The following is a 22441-nucleotide window of genomic DNA, read 5'->3' as shown; positions in this document are numbered from 1 at the left end:
GCGTCAGCTCTTGCCGGTCACCATCGCTGACCATAGTGCCGGGAACTCGGGCATGGTCTTGGAGGTACACCCGACGTCGTCCACCTCGATGCCCGGCACGGCCAGCCCGGCCACCGCGGCGGCGTGTGCCATCCGGTGGTCGTGGTAGGTGTGGAACACGCCGCCGCGCAGCGGCCGGGGCCGGATCTCCAGCCCGTCGGGCGCCTCGGTGACGTCGGCGCCGAGTGCGGCGAACTCCCGGGCCAGCGCGGTCAGCCGGTCGGTCTCGTGGCCGCGGATGTGCCCGATGCCGGTGAAGAACGACGGCGAGTCGGCCAGCATGGCCAGCGCGGTCAGCGCCGGGGTCAGCTCGCTCACGTCGGAGAGGTCGGCGGTGAGGCCGTGCACCACGCCGGAGCCCCGGACGGTCAGCCCGGTGGTGGAGAGAGTCACCTCGCCGCCCATCCGGTGCAGCAGCGAGCGTAGCTGCTCGACCGGCTGTGCGCTGCTGCGCGGCCAGCCCTGGAGGGTGACCTCGCCGCCGGTGACCAGCGCGGCGGCGAAGAACGGCACCGCGCCGGAGAGGTCCGGCTCGATCTCCCAGCCGCGACCGGCGAGCGGGCCGGGCTCGACGGTCCACACGTCGGGGGTGGTGTCGTCGACGGCCGCGCCGGCGGCGCGCAGCATCTGCACCGTCATCCGCAGGTGCGGGGCGGACGGCACCGGCGGGCCGACGTGCCGCACCACGACACCCTGGTCGAAGCGCGGGGCGGCCAGCAGCAGCCCGGAGACCAGTTGGCTGGAGGCGGAGGCGTCGATCACCGCCTCGCCGCCGGTGATCCGGCCGGCGCCGAGCACGGTCAGCGGCAGGCTGCCCGCGCCGGTGATGTCGATCCGGACACCCAGCGAGCGCAGCGCGCCGATCAGCGGGCCGAGTGGCCGGATGCGGGCCTGCGGGTCACCGTCGAAGGTGATCCGGCCGTCGGCCAGCCCCGCCACCGGCGGCACGAACCGCATCACCGTGCCGGCCAGCCCCACGTCCACGTGGGCCGGGCCGACCAGTGGGTGCGGCCGGACCAGCCAGCGCTCGTCGTCGCTGATCGACACGTGCGCGCCCATCGCCCGTAGGCCGGCCGCCATCAGCTCGGTGTCCCGGGCGCGCAGCGGCCCGGCCAGTGTCGACGGGCCGGCGGCCAGCGCGCTGAGCACCAGGGCGCGCGCGGTCATCGACTTGGACCCGGGCAGGCGCAGCGTGGCCGCCACCGGATCGGAGGCGGTCGGTGCGGTCCACGGCTGCGGCGGCCGGGTTGCTGTCAGGTTCCCCACGGTTACATTCTGCCGTGTCGGCCGGTGGGCGGCGGTGACCGGCGGTCCTGCTCCCGGTTGGCGGGACAGCCGGCGGGCCGTCGACGGGTTAGCGTGTGCCCATGTGCGGCAGGTACGCGACGACCCGGAGCTCCGGCGAGCTGAGCGCGCTGTTCGAGTCGTCCGACGACACCGACGGCCGGATCCGGCCGGACCACAACGTCGCGCCGACCGACCCGGTGCCGCTGGTCCGGGTCACCCCCGAGGGGCACCGCAGTCTCTGCGCCGGCCGCTGGGGCCTCCTGCCGCACTGGTCGCGATCGGCCGCCGGCGCGGCCCGCATGATCAACGCGCGGTTGGAGACGGTCGCCACCAGCCGGGCGTACGCCGGGGCGTTCGCCCGTCGCCGCTGCCTGGTCCCGGCCGACGGCTGGTACGAGTGGGTCCGCCAACCCGACGGGGGGCGGCAGGCGTATTACATGACCCCCACCGACGGCTCGGTGCTCGCCCTGGCCGGGATCTGGTCGATCTGGGAGTCCGGGGCCGAATCCCGGCTCACCTTCAGCGTGCTGACCACCGCGGCGCTCGGTGAGCTGGCCGAGGTGCACGACCGGATGCCGGTGCTGCTGCCGCCCGAGCGGTGGTCGTCGTGGCTGGCGCCGACCGGGGAGCCGGACCGGTTGCTCGCCCCGCCGGCGACCGACCAGCTGGCCCGGTTGGAGATCCGTCCGGTCGGGCCGGCCGTGGGTGACGTCCGCAACGACGGGCCGCAGTTGATCGCCCGGGTGCCGCTGGCACCGACGACGGCTGCGCAGGAGCTGACCCTGTTCTGAGGCCTGTGCGCATCGTCGGGCGCCGATTTGCCGGGGTTGCGCGATTCGTCGCCTGGCCGTTCAGTCATCTTCCCGGCAGGCCCTTGTCTCGGCGTCCGTAAGTGCGATAGAACACAGCGCCGGTAGTGGGTGTCGATTCGCACGGGGCGGACGACATCCACCGATCTTGCCGGTCCCACGGGGGAGGTGGGTGAATGACACGGGCGCGTATGCCCCGTCCGCACGAGGTGGCCGCGGCGCGGCGAGATCCGCGACTGCTGCGGGCCTTGCGGGAACGCCGACAGGATGACGCCTGGCGCACCAGAGGGACATGCCAGAGCGTCGATCCGGAAACGTTCTTTCCGGCGCCGAACGAGCCGGCGGACGCCGCCGTCGCGCTGTGCCGCAGCTGCGACGTCCAGGGGTCCTGTCTGGCCTGGGCGCTGGAGGTGGGTGACTGTCACGGCGTGTGGGGCGCCACGACGCCCCGCGAGCGGCGGGCGATGCTGGTGGCCTGGCGCGGCCAGGTCGAACCGGATCCGGACGCCGTGGACGAGGCGGGCCCGCCGGCGCGGGACCGTCTGCTCACTCTGGTCCCGCTTAGCTGACCACCGGTCCCGTCCCGGGCGCCGGACGGGGCGGCGCAGAATGGGCCCGTGCTGCCCAGCGACGAGATCGGGACCACGCGCGGTCCGGCGCGGATCGACACCGACCTGCCGATCGGGCCGGCCGCCGCCCTGCTGGTGCTCGGGCACGGTGCGGGCGGCAGCGTGGACGCCCCCGACCTGCTCGCGGTGCGTGACGCGGCCGTCGCGGTCGGTCTGGCGGTGGTGCGGGTGACCCAGCCCTACCGGGTCGCCGGCAGCCGCGCGCCGGCTCCCGCCGGGCACCTCGACGACGCCTGGACGGCGGTGCTCGCCGCGTTGCGCGACCGGCAGCCCAACGTCCCGACGCTGCTCGTCGGCGGTCGCTCCAGCGGCGCTCGGGTGGCCTGTCGGACGGCCCGCGCGGTGGGTGCGGCCGGCGTCGTCGCGCTGGCCTTTCCGCTGCACCCGCCCGGGCGACCGGAGCGCTCCCGGGCCGCCGAGCTGGCCACCGGGCTGCCGACACTGGTGGTCAACGGCGACCGGGATCCGTTCGGGGTGCCGGAGCCGGGGCCGGCCGTGCAGGTGGTGACCCGGCCGGGGGAGACGCACGACCTGCGCAAAGATCCGGCCGGTACGGCGGCCGCGGTGCGGGACTGGCTCCGCGCCCAGGGCTGGGCGGCAGGCTGACCCGGTCGGCCGGGCGAACCGTGTCCGGTGCCGGGCGCGGGTCGTTGCATCCGGTGGCGCCGCCTACCGGATTCGGGCGGGCGGGGCCAAATCCTCCCAGGCCCTTCCTGGTCCCAGCGCCGGCCGTCGCCGGGGCCGGGGCCAGGAACGGGAGGGCCGGCCGGAATGCCCCACCCGTCTTCTCGCGTTACTACCCCCGGACGACTTTTCTGCGAGGGGGTGGCCGGTGCCGACCGAAACACGGAGCCGGGAACGGGACGAGCGGGACGCCCGGCAGCTGAAGCAGCTGCTGGATGGCCCGGACTGGCCCGCGACGGCGGGACCGGGCGGGGCGGGTGCGGTGAGCACGGGCACACCGGCCGGAAGTGAATCTGTGGGCAGGTCCGTGCGCGTATCCTCGGCGGGAAAGCATCCGACGCGAGGGGATGTGCGGTTGACCACCGAGAAGACGGACGAGCGCAGGGCCCGTTTCGAGCGGGACGCGATGCCATTCGTCGATCAGCTCTACGCTGCTGGGCTACGGATGACGCGTAACCCGGCGGATGCCGAGGATCTGGTCCAGGAGACCTACCTGAAGGCGTACGCCGCCTTCCACCAGTTCGAGCAGGGCACCAACCTGAAGGCCTGGCTCTACCGGATCCTGACCAACACCTACATCAACTCCTACCGCAAGCGGCAGCGCCAGCCGATCCAGGCGCCCACCGAGGAGATCACCGACTGGCAGCTGGCCGAGGCCGAGTCGCACACCTCCAGTGGGCTGCGCTCGGCGGAGACCGAGGCCCTGGACCGGCTGCCGGACAGCGACGTCAAGGAGGCCCTCCAGCAGTTGCCGGAGGAGTTCCGGCTCGCCGTCTACCTCACCGACGTCGAGGGCTTCTCCTACAAGGAGGTCGCCGACATCATGGGTACGCCGATCGGCACGGTGATGTCGCGCCTGCACCGGGGCCGTCGTAATCTGCGCAAGCTGCTCGAGCAGTACGCCGGGGAGCGAGGCTTCAGTGCGGCCCGTTCCTCGAAGGGTTCGACCGCTGCCGCTGCCGGCCGGGAGGTGTGACGTGAGCTGTGGGGAGCCGCACGAGACGGACTGCCGTGAGGTGCTCGCGGAGGTCTACCTCTACCTGGATCTGGAGTGCGCCGACGAGCGGCGCACGCTGATCCGGCACCACCTGGACGAGTGCGGGCCGTGCCTGCGCGAGTACGGGCTCGAGCAGGAGGTGCGGGCGCTGGTGGCGCGTTGCTGCGGCAACGAGACCGCGCCGGACGAGCTGCGCGAGCGGCTGCGGGTTAAGCTCACCGAGCTGGTGGTCTTCGAGACCAGCGACTCCCGCGAACTCGCCGACTGAGCGTCGGCCCGACGAACGAAACCGGTGGCCCGGGTCGATCTCGACCCGGGCCACCGGCGTACCCGGCGTCCGCCGGGTTGGTCTGGCCGGTGACGGGCCGTCGGCCCGTCGGCGCGTTCAGGAGTTGGGACGCTTGCCGTGGTTTGCGGCGTTCTTCTTCCGTGCCTTCTTCTTCCGGGACTTCTTCGCCATGCTGACCTCCTCGTGATGGGTCGGATCCGCCCTGCGCGCGGCCTCGGCGCCGGTGTACCCACCGGCCGCCCGGCGTCGGGTCCGACCCGCTGATGGTAGTGCGGCCGGCACCCGACGCCTTCCGGCGGGGCGGTCGCGGCACCCGGGCCGCCGCTCCGGGCCCACCGTCGGTCGCCGCATGATTGGATACGTCGGCAGGCACATCGGGAAAAGGGAGGGCCTGGACATGGCCGAGGAGATCCGCGCCGAGATGGTGGCGAACGTCTGGAAGGTCGTCGCGTCGACCGGCGACACCGTGTCCGAGGGCGACACCCTGGTGATCCTGGAGTCGATGAAGATGGAGATCCCGGTCATCGCCGAGTCCGACGGTGTGGTCAAGCAGCTCGCCGTCAACGAGGGCGATGTCGTGCAGGACGGCGACCTCATCGCGGTGATCGATTGAGCGGCCTGCTGGTCCGGCGCGCCGACCCGGGCGACTTTCCGGCGGTGGCTCAGCTGACCGTGGCCGCGTACGAGGCGGACGGCCAGCTCAAGGGCGAGCACGGGTACGGCGCGGTGCTGGCCGACGTGTCGACCCGGGCCACCAGCGGTGAGGTGCTGGTGGCGGTGGACGAGGCGACCGGGGCGGTGCTCGGCTCGGTCACCTTCGTGCTGTCGGGCACCCCGTTCGCCGAGCTGTCCGGCCCGGGTGAGGCGGAGTTCCGGATGCTCGCGGTCGACCCGGCCGCGCAGGGCCGGGGCGTTGGCGCGGCGCTGGCCCAGGCGTGCGTCGACCGCGCGGCCGAGCTGGGCTGCGCGGCCGTGGTGATCTGCGTCCGTGCGGGGATGGCCGTCTCGGCGCACCGGCTGTACGAGCGGCTCGGCTTCGTTCGCTGCCCGGAGAAGGACTGGGCGCCGGCGCCGGGCGTGGACCTGCTCGGCCTGCGGCTGGAGCTGCCCCGGGGCTGAGCCGCCGGCCGGTCAGTCCTGCGAGCTGCCCGAGGCGGCCGGGGTCCCACTCTCGTCGGGCTGCGCGCCGATGGCGGCCAGCAGCTCGTCGGCCACCTCCAGGGCGATCCGGCGGCGCTCGTTGTCGGTGATGTGCGGCGCCCGGACGGCGAACCAGCTGCTGTGCACGGCGAACAGCGACAGCACGGCGCGCAGCTGGGCGACGGGGGAGTCGTCGCCCCGGCAGAGCGCGTTGGCCAACTGCATCATCCGGCCGCGCATCTGCTGGCCGGAGGCGAGGCTCTTGAGCACGGTCTGGTTCTGCTCGAAGAAGCGCATCACCGAGGGCTGGTCGCCGGCGAACATCGTGTCGGCGTACCGGGAGATCAGCGCGCGCCGGGTGGCCAGGGTCGCCGGCTGCGACTCGGCCCAGGCGGTCAGCTCGTCCATCCGCTCCAGCCGGTCCTCGACGAAGCTGGCGACGATGTCGTCCTTGCTCTTGAAGTGGTAGTAGAGCGCCGCCTTGGTGACGTTGAGGCGCTCGGCGATCTCGCGTAGCGAGGTCTTCTCGTACCCCTGCTCGGTGAAGAGCTCCAGCGCGACGGCCTTGATCCGCTCGCGGGTGCCGCCTGTGCTCTCCCTCACCCACGCCCTCCAATTGGCTTGACCGTCACTTGCCGCCCAACTTACCGTGCGGCTAGTAAGGTGACTAGCCGGGCGGCAAGTAAGTACGGCAATCCTCGGGGGGAGCTTACCCATGACTCAGGCAACCCAGGCCGGCGCGCGACCCAACGTACGGGTCGTGCTGTTCGGGCTGATGATCGCGATGATGCTCGCAATGCTCGACAACATGATCGTCAGCACCGCGCTGCCGCGCATCGTGGGCGAGTTCGGCGGCCTCAACCACTTCACGTGGGTGGTCACCGCGTACGTCCTCGGCACCACCGTCTCCACCCCCATCTGGGGCAAGCTCGGTGACCTCTACGGGCGCAAGTCCGTCTTCCTGACCTCGGTCGGCATCTTCCTGCTCGGCTCCGCGCTCTGCGGCATGGCCGGCTCCGGAATGCTGGGCGGTCCCCAGGACGGCATGGTGCAGCTCATCGCCTTCCGGGCCGTGCAGGGTCTGGGCGCCGGCGGCCTCATGGTCGGCGTGATGGCGATCATCGGTGACCTGGTCCCGCCCCGCGAGCGCGGGCGCTACCAGGGCATGATCGCCGGGATCATGGCCATTGCCATGGTGGCCGGCCCGCTGGTCGGCGGCTTCATCACCGACCACCTCTCGTGGCGCTGGGCGTTCTACGTGAACCTGCCGCTGGGCGGCGTCGCGCTGCTTCTGCTGATCACCACCATGCACCTGCCGAAGTACCGCACCGAGCACCGGATCGACTGGCTCGGCGCCGGGCTGCTCTCGGTCGGCATCACCGCGATCGTGCTGATCACCACCTGGGGCGGCAACGAGTACGACTGGTCGTCCCCGCAGATCCTCGGCCTGGCCGTACTGTCCGTGCTCGCGCTGGTGGCGTTCGGCCTGGTCGAGCGCCGTGTCGCCGAGCCGATCCTCCCGCTGTCCCTCTTTGCCAACCGCAACTTCGCACTGATCTCGCTGATCGGCTTCCTGCTCGGTTTCGCGATGTTCGGCGCGATGAACTTCCTGCCGCTCTACCAGCAGACCGTGCAGGGCGCCTCGGCCACCAACAGCGGCCTGCTGCTGCTGCCGCTGATGTTCGGCATGCTGGTCGTCTCGCTGGTCATCGGGCGGGCGATCACGAAGACCGGCAGGTACCGGGTGTACCCGATCGTCGGTGGCGTGGTGATGGCCACGGGTATGGCGCTGCTGACCATGCTCGACACCGACACGAGCAAGCTGCAGTCCTCGCTGTACATGGTCGTGCTGGGCGCTGGCATGGGCTTCCTCATGCAGACGTCCATGCTGATCGCGCAGAACAGCGTGGAGCAGAAGGACCTCGGCGCGGCCAGTGGCGCGGCCACCTTCTTCCGGTCGATCGGCGGCTCGTTCGGCATCTCCCTGTTCGGCGCGATCTTCGCCAGCCGGCTGGCCGGCTCCAGCGCGGGCGGCGCCTTCGGTGGCGAGGGCGGCGGGATGGACCTGGCGAAGCTCAAGGAACTGCCCGCCCAGGCGCGCGAACTGGTGCTCGGCGGTCTCGCCGACGCGATCTCGCACGTCTTCCTCTGGGCGGTGCTGTTCACCGTCGTGATCCCGGTGCTCGCCTGGTTCATCAAAGAGATCCCGCTGCGCACCGCGAACGAGGCGCCGGCGCAGGCCACCCCGGAGGAGGAGGCCGAGATCGCTCTCGGCAAGGCCCCGGTCGCCTGACCCGGAACTCCCGCGCCGCGCTGGCCCCACCGGGGACGGCGCGGCGCGGCCGTTTCTCCAGGGTCAGCGACGACGTCGGGGTGTGGTGAGGCGTCGCCAGAGGCGGCGAAGTGGATTGCGGGGGCGCGGAAGTCGGGGCGGCGGCGGGTCGCCGAGCAACTCGATGGCGAGCGCGGCGGTGGCCGGGTCCAGTGCCGGAGCGGCCAGCGCCAGGTGGGCCAGTGAGACGGCGATCGGGACCGGCCGGGCCCGGGCCACCGCTGCCGCGTCGGCCAGCCGCTCGGCCACCACCCGGGCCACGTCCGATCGCACCCCCGGGTCCACCCAGGCAGCGGTGACCAGGGCGAACAGTGCCGCCTCGGTGATCCAGTCCTCCACGCCCCAGACCAGGTCCAGCAGCACCCGCCGCCGGGTCGAGTCGTCCCACGGCTCGTCGGTGCGGTGGTGCAGCAGCCCCAGGCAGGCCCACACCTGCACGCCGCGCACCCAGACCGACGGGTCCTGGGCGGCCAGGAGCCGGCCCAGCGCGTTGGCCGGCGCCGCCGGCGGATGCACCAGCAGCCCGAGCAGGTCGGCCAGGTCCAGGCCGGCCAGGCCCACCGCCGCGTCGTAGGCCGCCGGCGGGTGCGGCCACGCCGGATGGGCGACCTGCCCGATCCGCTCGACCGCCGCCGCCGAGGGCTCCGGCAACGCGGGCGTCGGGAGGGTGTCCGCGTAGTGCCACAGGCGTCGGGTGGAGGCCCGTCGCGGTTCTCGTGGGTCCGGCTCCACCGTGCCGGCGACCTCGATCCGCAGACCGGGTGCCGCCGACGTGGCCGTCCGCACGGCGCTCGGCGGGGCCGCCGCCGGCAGGCGTACGGCAGTGCCGAGACCGTTGTCGTCGTCGGCCACCGCCTGGCGCAGAGCGTCGACCAGCGGGCCGCCGGCCGGCGTCAACTGGCCGAGCCACGGCCGACCCCGGCAGCACTGGGCCAGATCGCCGTGCTCGTGGCTGTCGTCCGGGTGGTCACGGACGAAGTCGGCGAGCGCGACCAGGTGGGCGAGGTCGCCGTCGCGCAGGTGCCGCAGGCGGTGGGCGGTGTGCACCGCGCAGTCGAACGACGGGTCCCGAGCGAGCGCCCGCTCGGTCCACTCCAGCGCCTCGTCCAGCCGGCCGGTCTCGGCCAGGGTGCCGGCGATGTCGGCGTAGATGGCCAGGTCGTCGGGGTCCAGCGCGACGGCCCGGCCGAGCGCCGCGAGGGCCTCACGGGTGCGGCCGCCGCTGCGGTACGCGTACCCGAGCCAGACCTCGCCCATCTTCGAGGGCTGGGACCGTACGCCGCGGGTGGCCCAGCGGATCGCCAGCGTGACCTCGCCGAGCCGCCTGGCCAGCGCGGACGCCGCGCCCAGCAGCAGACCGTGCTCGGGGCGGACGGTGACCGCGTTGCGGGCCAGCGCGAGGTACGGCGCGAGCGCGCCCCGGCCGACGCGCGGCACCGGGTCGGGCAACGCGGCACAGACCTGCATGAGGATCCGGGCGATGTGCTCCGGGTCCAGTCGCTCGGCCAGCTCGGGTGCGATCACCCATGGCACGCCGGCCCACTCCGTGCCGGGCGCGTACCCGGTGGCCGCAGCCAGCAGGTCCAGCCCCTCGGCCGGTCGGCCGGCGGCGGCCAGCAGGTGGGCGCGGGCGACGACCGCGCCGACGAAGGTGTGGTGGTTGATCGGGAAGAGGTCGAGCCCGCCCCCGCCGACCGCGGCCAGCCGGGCCAACGTCTCGTGCACCTCCGGCAGGGTCGGCGCCCGGGCCAGCGCGCCGGCGAGGTGGCCGGCGGCGTGGTGGAGGTCGCCCTCGTCCAGTGCCAGCCGGGCCAGGGCCAGCTCCTCCGTCGCGGAGAGCGCGGGGTCGTCCCTTCCCTCGGGCACATCGTCCTCTCGTCGCAGCGACACCGGTTGGAGCGGGACAAGCCTAGTTGATATTGAGATCATTCGGTGATCAACTGCGCAGTGCTGCTCGTTCGATTGCTCGGATAGTTTGAAAGGTGCAAGACTGAGCAGGAAACGCGCGGGAACCGCGCAAGAGGGGAGCGTCCGTGACGCGTGCAGGGGCCGGGATGGCCGCCGACATCGAGGAGCAGCCGGCCGGCTACGCGCGCCTGCTCTCCACCGCCAACGCCGGGGAGATCGCCCGGGTGGCGGCTGCCGTCGCCGAGCGTCGGCCACGGCACGTGGTCTTCACCGCCCGGGGCACCTCCGACCACGCGGCCCTCTACGGGGCGTACCTGGCCGAGATCCGGCTCGGGCTGCCCGCCGGGCTCGCCTCGCCCAGCGCGGTCACCCTGTTCGGCGCCCGCCCCGACCTGTCCGACGCGCTGGTCGTCGGGGTCAGCCAGAGCGGCGGCTCGCCCGACCTGGCCGAGGTGCTGCGCGCCGCGCGGGCCTCCGGCGCGCTGACCCTCGCGGTGACCAACGCCCCGGACTCCCCGCTGGTGGAGGTGGCCGAGCTGAGCGTCGACATCGCCGCTGGGCACGAGCGGGCGGTGGCCGCCACCAAGACGTACACCGCCGAGCTGCTCGCCCTGCTGATGCTCATCGAGGGGATCCGTGCCGGCGACGGCGTGCTCCCGGCGGCCGAGCGGGAGGCGCTCGACGCGCTGCCCGAGCTGGCCGCCCGCACCCTGGCTGACGACACCCCGGCGCAGCTCGCTCCGCGCTACCGCTTCGCCCGCCAGCTGGTCACCACCGGGCGCGGGTACGCCTACCCGACCGCGCGGGAGGCCGCCCTCAAGCTGATGGAGACCTCGTACCTGCCGGCTCTCGCCTTCTCCGGCGCCGACCTGCTGCACGGTCCGCTCGCGATGACCGACCCGGAGGTTCCGGTGCTCGCCGTGGTCGGCTCGGGCCCGGGCGGACGGTCGATGGGCGAGGTGCTGCCCCGCCTCGGCGAGCGCCGCGCCGACGTGGTGGTGGTCGGCTCCGCCGACGTGCCGGGCGCCACGCGGCTCGCCGTTCCCGATGTCGACGAGCGGTACGCCCCGCTGCTGGACATCCTGCCGTTGCAGCGCCTGGCGATGGCGTTGGCGCTGACCCGGGGCGAGGATCCGGACGCGCCGCGCGGGCTGAAGAAGGTCACCGCGACGATGTGAGTCGCGGCGTGGCACGCTGGTCATCGTGTCCACGCTGCGCGACCTCGCCGAGGAGCACACCCGTCTCCGTCCGGCCGACATCGACCACCTGCACCGGATCGCCGGCGACTGGCAACTGCTCTCCGACCTGTCCTTCGCCGATCTGCTGCTCTGGGTGCCGGTCGACACGGACGGCACCTTCCTCTGCGTCGCCCAGGTCCGCCCGACGACCGCGCCCACCGCGTACCAGGATGACCAGGTGGGGCGGATCGTCGGCGGGCCGGAGGTGGCCCACCTGGGCGTGGCCTACTCCCAGGGCCGGATCTGGAGGGAGGGCGACCCGGTCTGGTACGGCGACGTACCGGCCCGGCACGAGGCGATCCCGGTCCGGCTGCGCACCGCCGAGGGGGAGGCCGGCGAGGTGATCGCGGTGGTGGGCCGGGACACCAACCTCTCCACCGCGCGTACCCCCAGCCAGCTGGAGCTCAACTACCTGACCACGGCCGACGACCTGGCCCAGATGATCGCGGACGGCACCTTCCCGCCGCCCCGGCACCCGGGCGAGACCACTTCCGCCCCGCGGGTCGGGGACGGCCTGGTGCGGCTCGACGCCGGCGGCAAGGTCACCTACGCCAGCCCGAACGCGCAGTCCGCGTACCGCCGGTTGGGCTACGCCTCCCACCTGGTGGGGGAGGATCTGGCCGCGCTGCACCGCCGGCTGGCCGGCGATCCGCTGGATGGCACCGAGGCGGCGAACGGGATCCTGGCCGCGCTGCGCGGCGAGGCGCCGCCCCGCCGGGAGATCGACGCGCGGGGCGCCACGATGCTCACCCGGGCGCTGCCACTGATGCCCGCCGGGGTGCCGATCGGCGCGCTGGTCCTGGTCCGGGACATCACCGAGGTCCGCCGCCGGGACCGGGCACTGATCACCAAGGATGCCACCATCCGGGAGATCCACCACCGGGTGAAGAACAACCTCCAGACGGTGGCCGCGCTGCTGCGGTTGCAGGCCCGCCGGGTCGCCATGCCGGAGGCCCGGGTCGCCCTGGAGGAGTCGGTCCGCCGGGTCGCCTCGATCGCCCTGGTGCACGAGACGCTCTCCATGTCCAGCGACGAGGCGGTCGAGTTCGACGGCATCGTCGACCGGGTGGCGAGCGCGGCGACCGAGGTCGCGGCGACCGAGGTGAGCGTCGGCATGCGCCGGCGGGGCAGCTTCGGCGTGCTGCCCGCGGAGATCGCCACCTCGCTGGTGATGGTCCTCAACGAGTTGCTGCTCAACGCCGTCGAGCACGGCTTCCCGCCCGCTGACGAAGCGGACGACGCTCTCGTCCCGTCCGCGCCGGCCGACGTGGTGCCCGCCGTCGTACCCGGGACCGACCCGGCCGGGCGGCCCGAGGTTGTCGTCTCGGCGCACCGGTTCCGCAAGATGCTGCACGTCTCCGTGGCGGACAACGGACGCGGGCTGCCACCCGACTTCGATGCCGAGAGCGGCAGCCGGCTGGGCCTCCAGATCGTCCGGGCCCTGGTCACCGGGGAGCTGCGCGGCACCATCGCGCTGCGCGCCGGCGCCAACGGCGGCACCGAGGCGGTGCTCGTCGTACCGCTGGCCCGCAGCGCGCCCGACGGCCGCTCGCAACCCTGACCCACCTGCCGACCCGACCCCCGCCGGCCTTGGGTTTTCCGCACCCGGGCGGGTCCGCCCCGTCTGCCGGACAGGTCAGCGGCCGGGGCGGCTGGTCAGCAGGGCGACGGTCAGGCCGGGGCGCTGCCAGACACGCGCGATGGTGAAGTCCGCGCGCAACGCGTCACCCTTGGCGCCCGGCACGGTGGCCAACGGTTCGGCATGCCGCCCGGCGACGACCAGCCAGACCCGTGGCGTGCCGGCCAGGCACCGCGCCGGTCGCGGGCACTCCGCGGCCCACAGATCGCCCCGACGAACCTCGTCCTCGGTGACCAGCACGTCCCGCGGCGGGTTCCCCAGATGGTACTCGACGCCCAGATCCAGGAAGAGCCAACTGTCCCGGGGCGAATAGACCACCGCGTCCCCGGGCCGCTGCCCGTCGGCGATCACCCGGGCGGCACCCGCGTAGTCCACCGGCGCGCTGCGCGGCCACTCGTGGGTCCGCCGCAGCGCCGCCTGGTCGGGCAGGCCGAGCAGCCCGGCGAGGACCACCACGGCCAGCGCGGCCGGCGCGCTCACCCCGGCCAGCGCCGCGCCGGCCAGCAGGCAGGCGAACGGCACCACGAAGACCAGATACCGGGGTACCCACAGCGGCACGACCGTCCCGGCGGCGAAGAGCAGCAGGACGGGCAGCAGCACCGCGCTCACCGGCAGCAGGGCCCGTCGGCCGAGGCGGGCCGCACCAAGCGCGGCGATCCCCACCAGCAGCCCGCCCACCACGGAGCTCTGGGCCACGCCACCGGGCAGCGCGCTCAGGTCGTCCAGGCGGGCCGACGCAACCCAGTCCAACTGTCGGGAACGCTGTGTGCCGGCCTTCAGCAGCAGCGGGCTCACCAGCAGCGCGGCCGGCACCACCGCGACCACCCACCGCCACACCCGCCGATCCGGCCGCCCCACCTCGCCGGTCCCGTCCGACTCGGCCACCCCGGCTACGGCGGAGCCCCGCCACCAGGTGACCAGCACGACCAGCGCGTGTGCGGCGAGCAGGGTGAGGGCGATCAGATGGGTGAGCCCGAGCGCGGCTACCGCGGCGGCGTAACCGCCCCAGCGGGCCCAGCCGGGCCGACGCAACGCACTCACCAGCAGCAGGGTGGCAAGGACCGCGAGCGCGGTGGCCAGGGCGTACGGGCGGGCCTCCTGCCCGTAGCGGGAGGTGCCGGGGAGCAGCGCGAAGAGCAGCCCGGCGAACAGACCGGTACGCCGGTCGGCAAGCTGCGCGCCGAGCACGGCGAGCAGCCCGGCGGCGACGGTCATCGCCAGCGCGGCCGGCGCGCGCAGGGCCACCGTGGAGTCGCCGACGATCGCGAGCCAGCCGTGCAGCAACAGGTAGTACGGGCCGGTGGCGGCGTCGATGGTGCCGGCCAGCCGGACCAGGTCGCCGGGCGACCGGGTGGCGGCGCTCCAGGTGGCCAGCTCGTCGCGCCAGAGCTGGGCCGAGCCCAGCCCAGCGCCGGTGACCGCCAGGGTCAGCACCGCCGGAGGAAGCCAGACCGGGACGCGGTGCAGCCGACCTCGCACCGCCTCGGGCGACTTTTCGGACAATATGCCCACCGTCCGAGCCTGTCACGGCTGGCCCGGCCCGTGATGTGGGATCCGGCACGCGCTCATTGGCCGGCCCCCATGCGGTGTGGCAGCATGAGCCCATGACCGCCGCTGTCGTCCGCCGCTTCGTGGCTCGTCGCCACGTTGATTACGGCCGCGTGCGCAGCGCGATCTGTCCGGCCAACTGACGACGCCCGACCCATCTGTCTCGGGCGCGCTCCGCGCCGGCTGTCTCAGACACCGTTGTCCCGCCCGCTCTCGACGGGCCGGCCGCCGCGCCCCGCGCCCGCCCCGAGGCACAGCAGACAACGGAGGACGCCGCGATGGCGGTCAGCAGCATCCCGGCCCGTTCCGAGGACCCGACGGCCCGCCCTGCCCGGACGGTGACGCGCCGGCCGCGGGGTGAGGGTCAGTGGGCGCTCGGCCACCGCGAGCCGCTCAACCCCAACGAGCGGATCAAGAAGGACGACGACCCGCTCAACGTCCGGGCCCGGATCGAGACCATCTACGCGCACGGCGGCTTCGCCTCCATCGACCCGCAGGACCTGCGCGGCCGGTTCCGCTGGTGGGGCCTCTACACCCAGCGCAGGGCCGGCATCGACGGTGGGCGCACCGCGGTGCTGGAGCCGCACGAGCTGGAGGACGAGTTCTTCATGCTCCGGGTCCGCATCGACGGCGGCCAGCTCAGCCTGGCCCAGCTGCGGGTCATCGCGGACATCTCCCGGGAGTTCGCCCGGGACACCGCCGACATCACCGACCGGCAGAACATCCAGTACCACTGGATCCGGGTCGAGGACATGCCGGAGATCTGGCGCCGACTGGAGTCGGTCGGCCTGCAGACCACCGAGGCGTGCGGCGACTGCCCCCGAATCGTGTTGGGCAGCCCGGTCGCCGGGGTGGCCCGCGACGAGCTGCTCGACCCCACGCCGGCGCTCGACGAGATCGTCGCCCGGTACGTCGGGGACAAGCAGTTCTCCAACCTGCCCCGCAAGTTCAAGACGTCGATCTCCTGGCTGGTGGACACCCCGTACGAGTCGAACGACATCGCCTTCCTCGGCGTCGACCACCCCGAACACGGCCCCGGCTTCGACGTCTGGGTCGGTGGCGGCCTCTCCACCAACCCGATGCTGGCCCAGCGACTCGGCGTCTGGGTGCCGCTGGCCGAGATCCCCGACGTGTGGGCCGGCGTGGTCGGGATCTTCCGCGACTACGGCTACCGGCGGCTGCGTAACCGTGCCCGGCTGAAGTTCCTGGTGGCCGACTGGGGCATCGAGCGTTTCCGCGAGGTCCTGGAGAAGGACTACCTCGGCCGGACGCTGCTCGACGGCCCGGCGCCGGACCTGCCGGCGAAGCCGATCGACCACGTCGGCGTGCACGAGCAGGCCGACGGGCGGCACTACGTCGGGGCCGCTCCGGTGGTCGGGCGGGTCTCCGGTGGGCAGCTGGCCCAGCTGGCCGACGTGGTCGAGGCGCACGGCAGTGGCCGGGTGCGGCTCACCCCATACCAGAAGCTGCTGGTGCTCGACGTGCCGTCGGAGCGGACCGAGTCGTTGGTCGACGCCCTGCGCGCGATCGGCCTGGAGGCCCGGCCGTCGGCCTGGCGGCGCGGCACCATGGCGTGCACCGGCATCGAGTACTGCAAGCTCGCCATCGTCGAGACGAAGGCCCGCGGCGAGGAGCTGGTGGCCCGGCTGGAGCAGCGGCTGCGCGACTTCGACGCCGACATCTCGATCCACATCAACGGCTGCCCGAACGCCTGCGCGCGCACCCAGGTGGCCGACATCGGGCTCAAGGGCCAGCTGGTGGTCGGCCCGGACGGTCGGCACGTCGAGGGCTTCCAGGTGCACCTGGGTGGCGGCCTGGGCATGGCGCAGGGGCAGACCGCTGGTTTCGGGCGCAAGCTGCGCGGCCTGAAGACCACCGCCGAGGAGCTTCCGGAGTACGTGGAACGACTGGCCCTGCGCTACCTGGCCGGCCGGAGCGAGGGCGAGACGTTCGCCAACTGGGTGATCAGAGTCGACGAGGAGGAACTGCGATGAGCAGCGAGAACCGAGCGGCACCCCTGTACTGCCCGTACTGCGGCGAGGAGGATCTACGGCCGCACGAGGTGGGGCACGGCGCCTGGGAGTGCCACGCCTGCGCCCGGGTCTTCTCGGTGAAGTTCACCGGGCTGCTCTCCCGGGCGGTGAACCGGTGAGCCTCGTCTCCGCCGCAGGCCTCGGCCTGGTCGGTCCGGGCGGTCCGACCCCGGCCGATCCGGCCCGGCGCAGCCCCGACGAGCTGCGGGCGCTGGCCGAGCAGGCGGGTCGGGAGCTGGAGGGCGCCCCGGCGCTGGAGATCGCCCGTTGGGCGGCGCAGACCTTCGGCGACCGGTTCTGCGTCACCAGCTCGATGGCCGACGCCGTGCTGGCCCACCTGGTGTCCCGGGTCGCCCCGGGGGTGGACGTGGTCTTCCTCGACACCGGCCTCCATTTCCCGGAGACCCTCCGGGTGCGGGACGAGGTGGCGCGGAGGCTGCCGGTGAACGTCCGGTCGATCCGCCCTCGACTCACCGTCGGTCAGCAGGACGGCCAGTACGGTCCCCGGCTGTTCAACAAGTCGCCGGACGACTGCTGCCAGCTGCGCAAGGTGGAGCCGCTGGAGCGGGCGCTGACCGGGTACGACGCCTGGGCCGCGGGCCTGCGGCGGGACGAGTCGCCGACCCGGGCCAACACGCCGGTGGTGACCTTCGACGGGCGGCGGGGCAAGGTCAAGGTCAACCCGATCGCGGCCTGGTCGCAGGGCGACGTGGACGCCTACATCGCCCGCTGGAACGTGCCGGTCAACGAGCTGTTCAAGCAGGGCTACGGCTCGATCGGCTGCTGGCCGTGCACCCGTCGGACCAAGGCCGGCGAGGACGCGCGGGCCGGCCGGTGGGCCATGTTCGAGAAGTCCGAGTGCGGACTGCACGTCTGACCTCCCCGTCGACGACCCCGACCGGCCTGCGTGTGGCCGGCGGGGCGGGTCCGGTGGTGCTGGTGGCGCACGGCAGCCGTGATCCCCGAGCGGCCGAGGCCACCCGGGCGCTGGGCCGGGCGGTGTCGGCCGCCCGTCCGGACACCCCGGTGTGGACGAGCTGGCTGGACCACACCGAGCCGGGGCCGACCGAGGTGCTGCGCGGGTTGGCGGCGGCCGGCCACCGCCGGGCGGTGCTGGTGCCGCTGCTGCTGACCGCCGCGTACCACCGTCGGGTCGACATCCCGGCGGCCGTCGCCGCCGCGGCGCGGGCCGGGCCTCCGCTGGAGGTACGGGTGACCGACGTGCTCGGTCCGGCGGACGGCACGGTGGACCGGGCTCTGCTGGCCGGGCTGCGACGTCGGCTCGGCGAGTCGTGGACGGGCCGCTTCGACGCGCTGGTGCTCGCAGCGGCGGGCACCCGGGACACGCGGGCGCGTGGCTCGGTGGGCCTGGTGGCGGACGCGCTCGGCGCGGAGTTCGGGGTGCCCTGCCGGGTGTCGTACGCCTCGGCGGCTCCGCCGGAGACCGGTGTCGCGGTGGCCCGGCTACGGGCGGCCGGCGCTCGCCGGGTGGCGGTCGCCGGGTACTTCCTGGCGCCGGGCCTCTTTCACGACGCGGTGGCCGAGGCGGCCCGGGCGGCCGGCGCGGTGGCGGTGGCCGACCCGTTGACCGACGCCCCGGAGCTGGTCGAGCTGGTGCTGCGGCGGGTCGACGAGTGGTCCGGTCGAGTCCTGGCGCCGGCGGTGTGACCGAGGTCGCCGGCTGCGAATGATCAGCGGGGTAGGAAAGCGGAACGCCCCGGCGGGCGGACCCGCCGGGGCGTACAGCTGTGTCGTGGGATCAGGCGGAGTGAGCGCGCAGGACCCGGAGGCCGCCGCGACGCTTGACAGCGCGCCGCTCCTCCTCGCTCATTCCGCCCCAGACGCCGGCGTCCTGACCCGACTCGAGCGCCCACTGCAGGCACTGGTCGGTCACGGAGCAGCGCCTGCAGACGGCCTTGGCCTGCTCGACCTGCAGGAGAGCCGGTCCGGACGTCCCGATAGGGAAGAACAGCTCCGGGTCCTCGTCGCGGCAGACAGCATGGTGACGCCAGTCCATGGCGGCAACACTCCTCATTCTGGATGGGGTGGCAATTATTGCTTGTAGTGCTTTTCCTATATGCATCCGCAAAGCCGATGGTGACAGTTCGCGTCGGTCCATTCGGCAGTGCGTGAGCAGGCGGTTAGCCCCGTGGGACCTGCTGGAACAGCTCAACCTGACGAGCATATCCAGGCAATGTCCCGGTAACTCAAGTTCGCTTGTGAATACTTTCACGAACATTCGCGATGTCAAGGGTGACGCTCGGAAAAACTCCGGGCGGTGAGCAAGCCCACAACCCATTTGTCCGGGTTCCAGTGCCTTCCTGGTTACCCGCCGTGCCACAGCCGAGGATCAATATAGTACAGTCCGCGTGACATTGCTGACATTTCCGGCACCTGCCCCTCGGTGTGACGGCGACCGTGTCGATGCAGTTGTGGCGGCCGCGTCGACCTAGGGCAGTACCCGAGACCTAGCAGATTACTCTCAGTGCGGCGGGAACGGATGTGAATCTGACTTTCTCCCGCTCGCCGAGGTAGTCGCCGTCCAGCTGGAACGCCTGTGGGCGGTTGGAGACCAGCGTGAACTCCGCCGTGTCATGGAGTCGTAACACCTGCCGGCCGCGTGGATCCGGCCGCCGGGACAGGAACTGCGTCACCGTCCGTGTTGTGCTGGCCACCCGGAGCTGACGCAACGCCAGCACGTCCAGCCCGAGGTCGAACGACGCCTCCGGGTTCGGGTTGATCTCCCGATCGCCCAGGTACGTCCACGGCGCGGTGTTCTGGATGATGACGGTCGCCAGCTCGCCCTCCGCGGGCTCACCGGGACGCTCCAACCTGATCGCCGGGTGCCGTCGGTCCGAGGCGAGGAAGTACTGGTTCATGATCGAGCGCAGGTAGAGACCCGGAGTGGAGACGCGTCCCCGACGACGTGCCTGCTCCACCCGGTGGATCACGGCGGCGTCCAGGCCGAACCCGGCGCAGAAGGTGAAGTAGCGATCGTCCGCGCGCCCCAGCCCGATCGTCCGGTGTCGACCGAGACGCAGCCCTTCGAGGATCATGCTGGTCCCCTCCGGCCACTCCCGGGGCAGGCCCAGCGCGCGGGCGAACACGTTGGTCGAGCCACCCGGAACGGTCGCCAGCGCGGGCAGCCGCTCGGCCAGCGTGGCGCCATCGGCGCCGGCGGGCGGATCGGCCGTCATCAGGCCGTTCACCACCTCGTTGACGGTGCCGTCGCCACCCAGGGTGACGACCAGGTCGACCCCCTCCGCGGCGGCCTCCCGGGCCAGCGCCATGGCGTGCCCACGCCGGCGGGTGTAGCGCACGCTGAGGTCGACTTCGCTGCGCAGCGCCCGGACAAGCACGTCCCGGCTGCGTTCGCTGGTGGTGGTGGCCTTCGGATTGACCACCAGGACGGCCCGCATGGGCGGCACTGTACCTTCCGGTAGCCCGGGTATCGTGGCGCGCGTGACCATCGACTCGGCCCCGATTCCCGTCACGCTCCGCTGGGCGGTGCGGCTGCTGTGGGCGGAGGCGGTCGCCGTCGGGCTGATCGCCGCCTGGCTGGTCTGGGCCGATCTCACTACCGCTACCCGCGATCTGCTGTCAGCCCTGCTGGTGACCGCGTTCGCCGTCGGGGCGACGGTCGCGCTCTGGGCACTGGGCCGCGCGCTGCTGCGTCGTCAGGCCGGCGCGCGCGCCCCCGCGATCGTGCTTCAGCTGATGCTGCTGCCGATCGGGTGGTTCATTATCCGGGCCGGGCTGGGCTGGCTCGGCGTGCCGCTGATGGCACTGGGCCTGGGCGTCAGCTGGCTGTTGGTGAGCCCCCCGACGACCCGGGCGCTCGGTTTCGAGTGACCGCGCTCCGCGCCCGACGGGGTTGCGGGTGGGTCAGTAGCCGCCGGAGCGGCGGGTCAACAGCGAGATCGTCGCCCGGCCGTCGGCGGCCGTGGTGGACGCCGACGTGGTCAGCGCGGTGAGCACCTTCCAGGCGAAGGACGACTCGGCGGGCAGGGTGGCGCCGCGCACGGTCGGCACGGTGACCTCGACGGTCAGCGCGTCCTCGGTGACCGAGAACCGGCACTCCAGCTCGGCGTCGCGGGTGGCGATGGCGAGCAGCATGGCGCACGCCTCGTCGACCGCGATCCGCAGATCCTCGATCTCGTCGAGCGCGAACTGCAACCGGGCCGCGAGACCGGCGGTGGCGGTACGGAGCACGCCGAGGTAGCCGCCGTCGGCGGGCACCGTGAGGTGCACCACGTCGTCGTCGGTCGCTGGCTGGCCGGTCAGTTGAGTCACGCCTCATCCCCCCGGTCGGGGACTCTACCCGGTCAGTCGCCCGGGCGCGTGCCAGCGGCGGTGGCCTGGCTGGCGAGGTCACGCAGTGCGTCGCCGCTGAGCCGGTAGGGGACCCACTCGCTCATCTGCTCCGCGCCGATGGAGGCGTAGAACCCGGCGGCCGGGTTCCAGTTGATCATCCACCACTCCAGCCGCCGGTAGCCGCGTCGTACGCAGATGTCGGCCAGGGTGGCGAGCAGCAGCCGGCCCGCACCGGTGCCCCGGGCGGCCGGTCGGACGTAGAGGTCCTCCAGGTAGACGCCGTGCACGCCGGCCCAGGTGGAGAAGTTGAGGAACCACAGCGCGAAGCCGATCGGCTGGTCGTGCTCGTCGACCGCGACGTGGCCGAAGAGCGCCGGTGCGGTCGCACCACCACTCCAGCTCGGCGCGTCTGACGCCACGCCGCGACCTGGAGTAGTCGTGAACAGGGCCGAGGTCAACTGTTCGGTGGTGAGGTGGCACTGGTCCGGGGCGCGTTCGTACTCCGCCAGCTCGTGAACCATGGCGACGACGGCCGGCACATCCTCGGGACGTGCCGGCCGGATCGTCGGGGTGACGGGTGCGGTCACGCCTTCTTGGTCTCCCAGAAGATCTTCGAGATCTCATCGATCTTCGCGAGCAGCTTGTCGGCGGTGGCCGGGTCGAGGCTGCCCTTGACGCCACCGGCGCCGGCGAGCTTGGTGGCCTCGTTGAACAGGGTGTGCAGGTTCGGGTACTTCTCGAAGTGCGGGGCCTTGAAGTAGTCGGTCCAGAGCACCCACAGGTGGTGCTTGACCAGCTCGGCGCGCTGCTCCTTGATGATGACCGCCCGGGTGCGGAACTCCGGGTCGGTGTTCGCCTGGTACTTCTCGCAGATCATTTTGACCGACTCGGCCTCGATCCGGGCCTGGGCCGGGTCGTAGACGCCGCACGGCAGGTCGCAGTGAGCGCTCGCGGAGACGCGGGGCGCAAGGATGCGTGGAAGTCGCATCGGGATCCTCCATGGGAAGTTTGCGATGATCAAAGGCGACATTACTCCTGGGAATGCTCCCCGAAGCGGGTGGAGGTGAAACCAGTGCGGGCCGATCACCCGGCGGGGGCTCCCCGGCTGCGCGGGCCGCTGACCGCCATCCTGGTGACCGGCCCGTCCATGGCGCCGACGCTGCGGCACGGCGACGCGGTGCTGGTCCGCCCGCACGGTCGTCCGATCCGCCCCGGTGACGTGGTGGTCGCGGTCTTCCGTACCCGTCCCGAGCTGCTGGTGGTGAAACGGGCGGTCCGGGCACAGGACGGCGGCTGGTGGCTGCGCGGGGACAACGACCTGGTCACCGACGACTCCCGCGCGTACGGGGTGGCCGACGTGCGGGGGCGGGTGGTGGCCCGCTACTGGCCGCGCCCCGGACGGGTCCCGCGTCGACCGTTATGACCCTGCTCACATCCGAGTGGCAGTGTCGACACTATGCTCGGAAAGTGCCCGGGTGACCCCCCGCACCGCGTGCCACCGCTCGCCGCCCACCTCGCGGCCGGGCCGGCCGCCCCGTCTGCTCGACAGATCCTG

Annotated in this window: 25 protein-coding genes and 1 pseudogene; 16 read left to right on the top strand and 10 right to left on the bottom strand. The window is 72.9% G+C overall.

The features are described 5' to 3' along the window. Positions 1-3 precede the first annotated feature (3 nt). A complete protein-coding gene (gene aroA / locus ACWD5O_RS25515) occupies positions 4-1305 on the bottom strand; it encodes a 3-phosphoshikimate 1-carboxyvinyltransferase (RefSeq protein WP_450086774.1) in 1302 nt (433 codons plus the stop codon). A gap of 101 nt (positions 1306-1406) precedes the next feature. Here aroA and ACWD5O_RS25510 point away from each other — a divergent pair, with 101 nt between their 5' ends. The 5 genes from ACWD5O_RS25510 (at position 1407) to rsrA (ending at position 4713) form a co-directional block, all read left to right on the top strand. Then, positions 1407-2117 (top strand): SOS response-associated peptidase, encoded by a 711-nt coding sequence (locus ACWD5O_RS25510; RefSeq protein WP_450086773.1) that lies wholly within the window; start codon positions 1407-1409, stop codon positions 2115-2117. A gap of 194 nt (positions 2118-2311) precedes the next feature. Then, positions 2312-2704 carry a WhiB family transcriptional regulator gene (locus ACWD5O_RS25505; RefSeq protein WP_450086772.1) on the top strand — a complete coding sequence of 131 codons (393 nt, stop codon included), beginning with the start codon at positions 2312-2314 and terminating at the stop codon, positions 2702-2704. 48 nt (positions 2705-2752) lie between these two features. Further along, complete coding sequence (locus ACWD5O_RS25500) at positions 2753-3370, top strand: alpha/beta hydrolase family protein (protein ID WP_450086771.1); 618 nt, start codon at positions 2753-2755, stop codon at positions 3368-3370. A gap of 226 nt (positions 3371-3596) precedes the next feature. Continuing rightward, entirely contained in the window at positions 3597-4424 is an 828-nt protein-coding gene (locus ACWD5O_RS25495) for a sigma-70 family RNA polymerase sigma factor (RefSeq protein WP_354963753.1), read from the top strand. A 1-nt stretch (position 4425) separates the two neighbouring features. Continuing rightward, positions 4426-4713: a mycothiol system anti-sigma-R factor gene (gene rsrA / locus ACWD5O_RS25490; RefSeq protein ID WP_089019138.1), complete on the top strand. Its 288-nt coding sequence runs from the start codon at positions 4426-4428 to the stop codon at positions 4711-4713. A gap of 117 nt (positions 4714-4830) precedes the next feature. Here the strand turns inward: rsrA and ACWD5O_RS25485 are convergent, their stop codons facing one another. Next, positions 4831-4905: a 50S ribosomal protein bL37 gene (locus tag ACWD5O_RS25485; protein WP_372433306.1), complete on the bottom strand. Its 75-nt coding sequence runs from the start codon at positions 4903-4905 to the stop codon at positions 4831-4833. A 220-nt stretch (positions 4906-5125) separates the two neighbouring features. Between ACWD5O_RS25485 and ACWD5O_RS25480 the strand changes: the two genes are divergently transcribed. Together ACWD5O_RS25480 and ACWD5O_RS25475 are read left to right on the top strand one after the other, a co-directional pair. Beyond that, positions 5126-5347, top strand: a complete 222-nt coding sequence (locus tag ACWD5O_RS25480) for a biotin/lipoyl-binding carrier protein (protein ID WP_172899197.1) — start codon at positions 5126-5128, stop codon at positions 5345-5347. After that, the gene (locus tag ACWD5O_RS25475; protein ID WP_387326208.1) at positions 5344-5853 is read left to right on the top strand and encodes a GNAT family N-acetyltransferase; all 510 of its coding nucleotides are present in this window, start codon (positions 5344-5346) and stop codon (positions 5851-5853) included. Before ACWD5O_RS25480 ends, ACWD5O_RS25475 begins: the two co-directional genes overlap by 4 nt. Here ACWD5O_RS25475 and ACWD5O_RS25470 read toward each other — a convergent pair. Beyond that, positions 5829-6477 (bottom strand): annotated as a pseudogene (locus tag ACWD5O_RS25470) (TetR/AcrR family transcriptional regulator); the annotation flags it as partial. The gene ACWD5O_RS25475 and the pseudogene ACWD5O_RS25470 overlap by 25 nt on opposite strands. 112 nt (positions 6478-6589) lie before the next feature. On the opposite strand from ACWD5O_RS25470, the gene ACWD5O_RS25465 reads away from it, so the two are divergent. Next, a complete protein-coding gene (locus tag ACWD5O_RS25465; protein ID WP_354963756.1) occupies positions 6590-8167 on the top strand; it encodes an MDR family MFS transporter in 1578 nt (525 codons plus the stop codon). Positions 8168-8230: 63 nt separating this feature from the next. On the opposite strand, the gene ACWD5O_RS25460 is transcribed toward ACWD5O_RS25465, so the two are convergent. Next, positions 8231-10072: a tetratricopeptide repeat protein gene (locus ACWD5O_RS25460; RefSeq protein ID WP_450086787.1), complete on the bottom strand. Its 1842-nt coding sequence runs from the start codon at positions 10070-10072 to the stop codon at positions 8231-8233. Positions 10073-10260: 188 nt separating this feature from the next. Here ACWD5O_RS25460 and ACWD5O_RS25455 point away from each other — a divergent pair, with 188 nt between their 5' ends. After that, on the top strand, positions 10261-11292 hold the full coding sequence (locus tag ACWD5O_RS25455; protein ID WP_354964005.1) for an SIS domain-containing protein: 1032 nt from the start codon (positions 10261-10263) through the stop codon (positions 11290-11292). A gap of 25 nt (positions 11293-11317) precedes the next feature. Next, complete coding sequence (locus ACWD5O_RS25450) at positions 11318-12913, top strand: histidine kinase N-terminal domain-containing protein (protein ID WP_387325936.1); 1596 nt, start codon at positions 11318-11320, stop codon at positions 12911-12913. 75 nt (positions 12914-12988) lie between these two features. On the opposite strand, the gene ACWD5O_RS25445 is transcribed toward ACWD5O_RS25450, so the two are convergent. Continuing rightward, the gene (locus ACWD5O_RS25445) at positions 12989-14503 is read right to left on the bottom strand and encodes a glycosyltransferase family 39 protein (RefSeq protein WP_450086770.1); all 1515 of its coding nucleotides are present in this window, start codon (positions 14501-14503) and stop codon (positions 12989-12991) included. 314 nt (positions 14504-14817) lie between these two features. On the opposite strand from ACWD5O_RS25445, the gene ACWD5O_RS25440 reads away from it, so the two are divergent. From ACWD5O_RS25440 to ACWD5O_RS25425, 4 genes are read left to right on the top strand one after another with little or no spacing between them, the layout of a single operon-like run. Then, positions 14818-16533 (top strand): nitrite/sulfite reductase, encoded by a 1716-nt coding sequence (locus ACWD5O_RS25440; RefSeq protein WP_450086769.1) that lies wholly within the window; start codon positions 14818-14820, stop codon positions 16531-16533. After that, the gene (locus ACWD5O_RS25435; protein ID WP_450086768.1) at positions 16530-16691 is read left to right on the top strand and encodes a hypothetical protein; all 162 of its coding nucleotides are present in this window, start codon (positions 16530-16532) and stop codon (positions 16689-16691) included. Before ACWD5O_RS25440 ends, ACWD5O_RS25435 begins: the two co-directional genes overlap by 4 nt. Next, positions 16688-17449, top strand: coding sequence for a phosphoadenylyl-sulfate reductase (locus tag ACWD5O_RS25430; protein WP_450086767.1), 762 nt, complete (start codon positions 16688-16690; stop codon positions 17447-17449). Before ACWD5O_RS25435 ends, ACWD5O_RS25430 begins: the two co-directional genes overlap by 4 nt. Then, complete coding sequence (locus ACWD5O_RS25425) at positions 17431-18240, top strand: sirohydrochlorin chelatase (protein ID WP_450086766.1); 810 nt, start codon at positions 17431-17433, stop codon at positions 18238-18240. Before ACWD5O_RS25430 ends, ACWD5O_RS25425 begins: the two co-directional genes overlap by 19 nt. A gap of 91 nt (positions 18241-18331) precedes the next feature. On the opposite strand, the gene ACWD5O_RS25420 is transcribed toward ACWD5O_RS25425, so the two are convergent. Together ACWD5O_RS25420 and ACWD5O_RS25415 are read right to left on the bottom strand one after the other, a co-directional pair. After that, positions 18332-18589, bottom strand: coding sequence for a WhiB family transcriptional regulator (locus ACWD5O_RS25420; protein WP_007072794.1), 258 nt, complete (start codon positions 18587-18589; stop codon positions 18332-18334). 451 nt (positions 18590-19040) lie between these two features. Beyond that, positions 19041-19991, bottom strand: coding sequence for a diacylglycerol/lipid kinase family protein (locus tag ACWD5O_RS25415; protein ID WP_354963761.1), 951 nt, complete (start codon positions 19989-19991; stop codon positions 19041-19043). Between the two features lie 43 nt (positions 19992-20034). On the opposite strand from ACWD5O_RS25415, the gene ACWD5O_RS25410 reads away from it, so the two are divergent. Further along, a complete protein-coding gene (locus ACWD5O_RS25410; protein ID WP_450086765.1) occupies positions 20035-20424 on the top strand; it encodes a hypothetical protein in 390 nt (129 codons plus the stop codon). Positions 20425-20457: 33 nt separating this feature from the next. On the opposite strand, the gene ACWD5O_RS25405 is transcribed toward ACWD5O_RS25410, so the two are convergent. The 3 genes from ACWD5O_RS25405 to sodN are packed head-to-tail and all read right to left on the bottom strand — an operon-like array spanning position 20458 to position 21874. Further along, complete coding sequence (locus ACWD5O_RS25405) at positions 20458-20865, bottom strand: ATP-binding protein (protein ID WP_354963763.1); 408 nt, start codon at positions 20863-20865, stop codon at positions 20458-20460. Between the two features lie 32 nt (positions 20866-20897). Continuing rightward, complete coding sequence (locus ACWD5O_RS25400; protein WP_387325958.1) at positions 20898-21473, bottom strand: GNAT family N-acetyltransferase; 576 nt, start codon at positions 21471-21473, stop codon at positions 20898-20900. Further along, positions 21470-21874 (bottom strand): superoxide dismutase, Ni, encoded by a 405-nt coding sequence (gene sodN, locus ACWD5O_RS25395; RefSeq protein WP_387325961.1) that lies wholly within the window; start codon positions 21872-21874, stop codon positions 21470-21472. The genes ACWD5O_RS25400 and sodN overlap by 4 nt, the downstream gene beginning before the upstream one ends. 84 nt (positions 21875-21958) lie before the next feature. Between sodN and ACWD5O_RS25390 the strand changes: the two genes are divergently transcribed. Continuing rightward, positions 21959-22309: a S24/S26 family peptidase gene (locus ACWD5O_RS25390; protein WP_387325964.1), complete on the top strand. Its 351-nt coding sequence runs from the start codon at positions 21959-21961 to the stop codon at positions 22307-22309. Positions 22310-22441 lie beyond the last annotated feature (132 nt).

The sequence above is a fragment of the Micromonospora sp. NPDC005161 genome (genome assembly GCF_053599855.1).
Note: the sequence above shows the minus strand (reverse complement) of the source record. Positions and strands in the feature narration are given on the sequence as shown.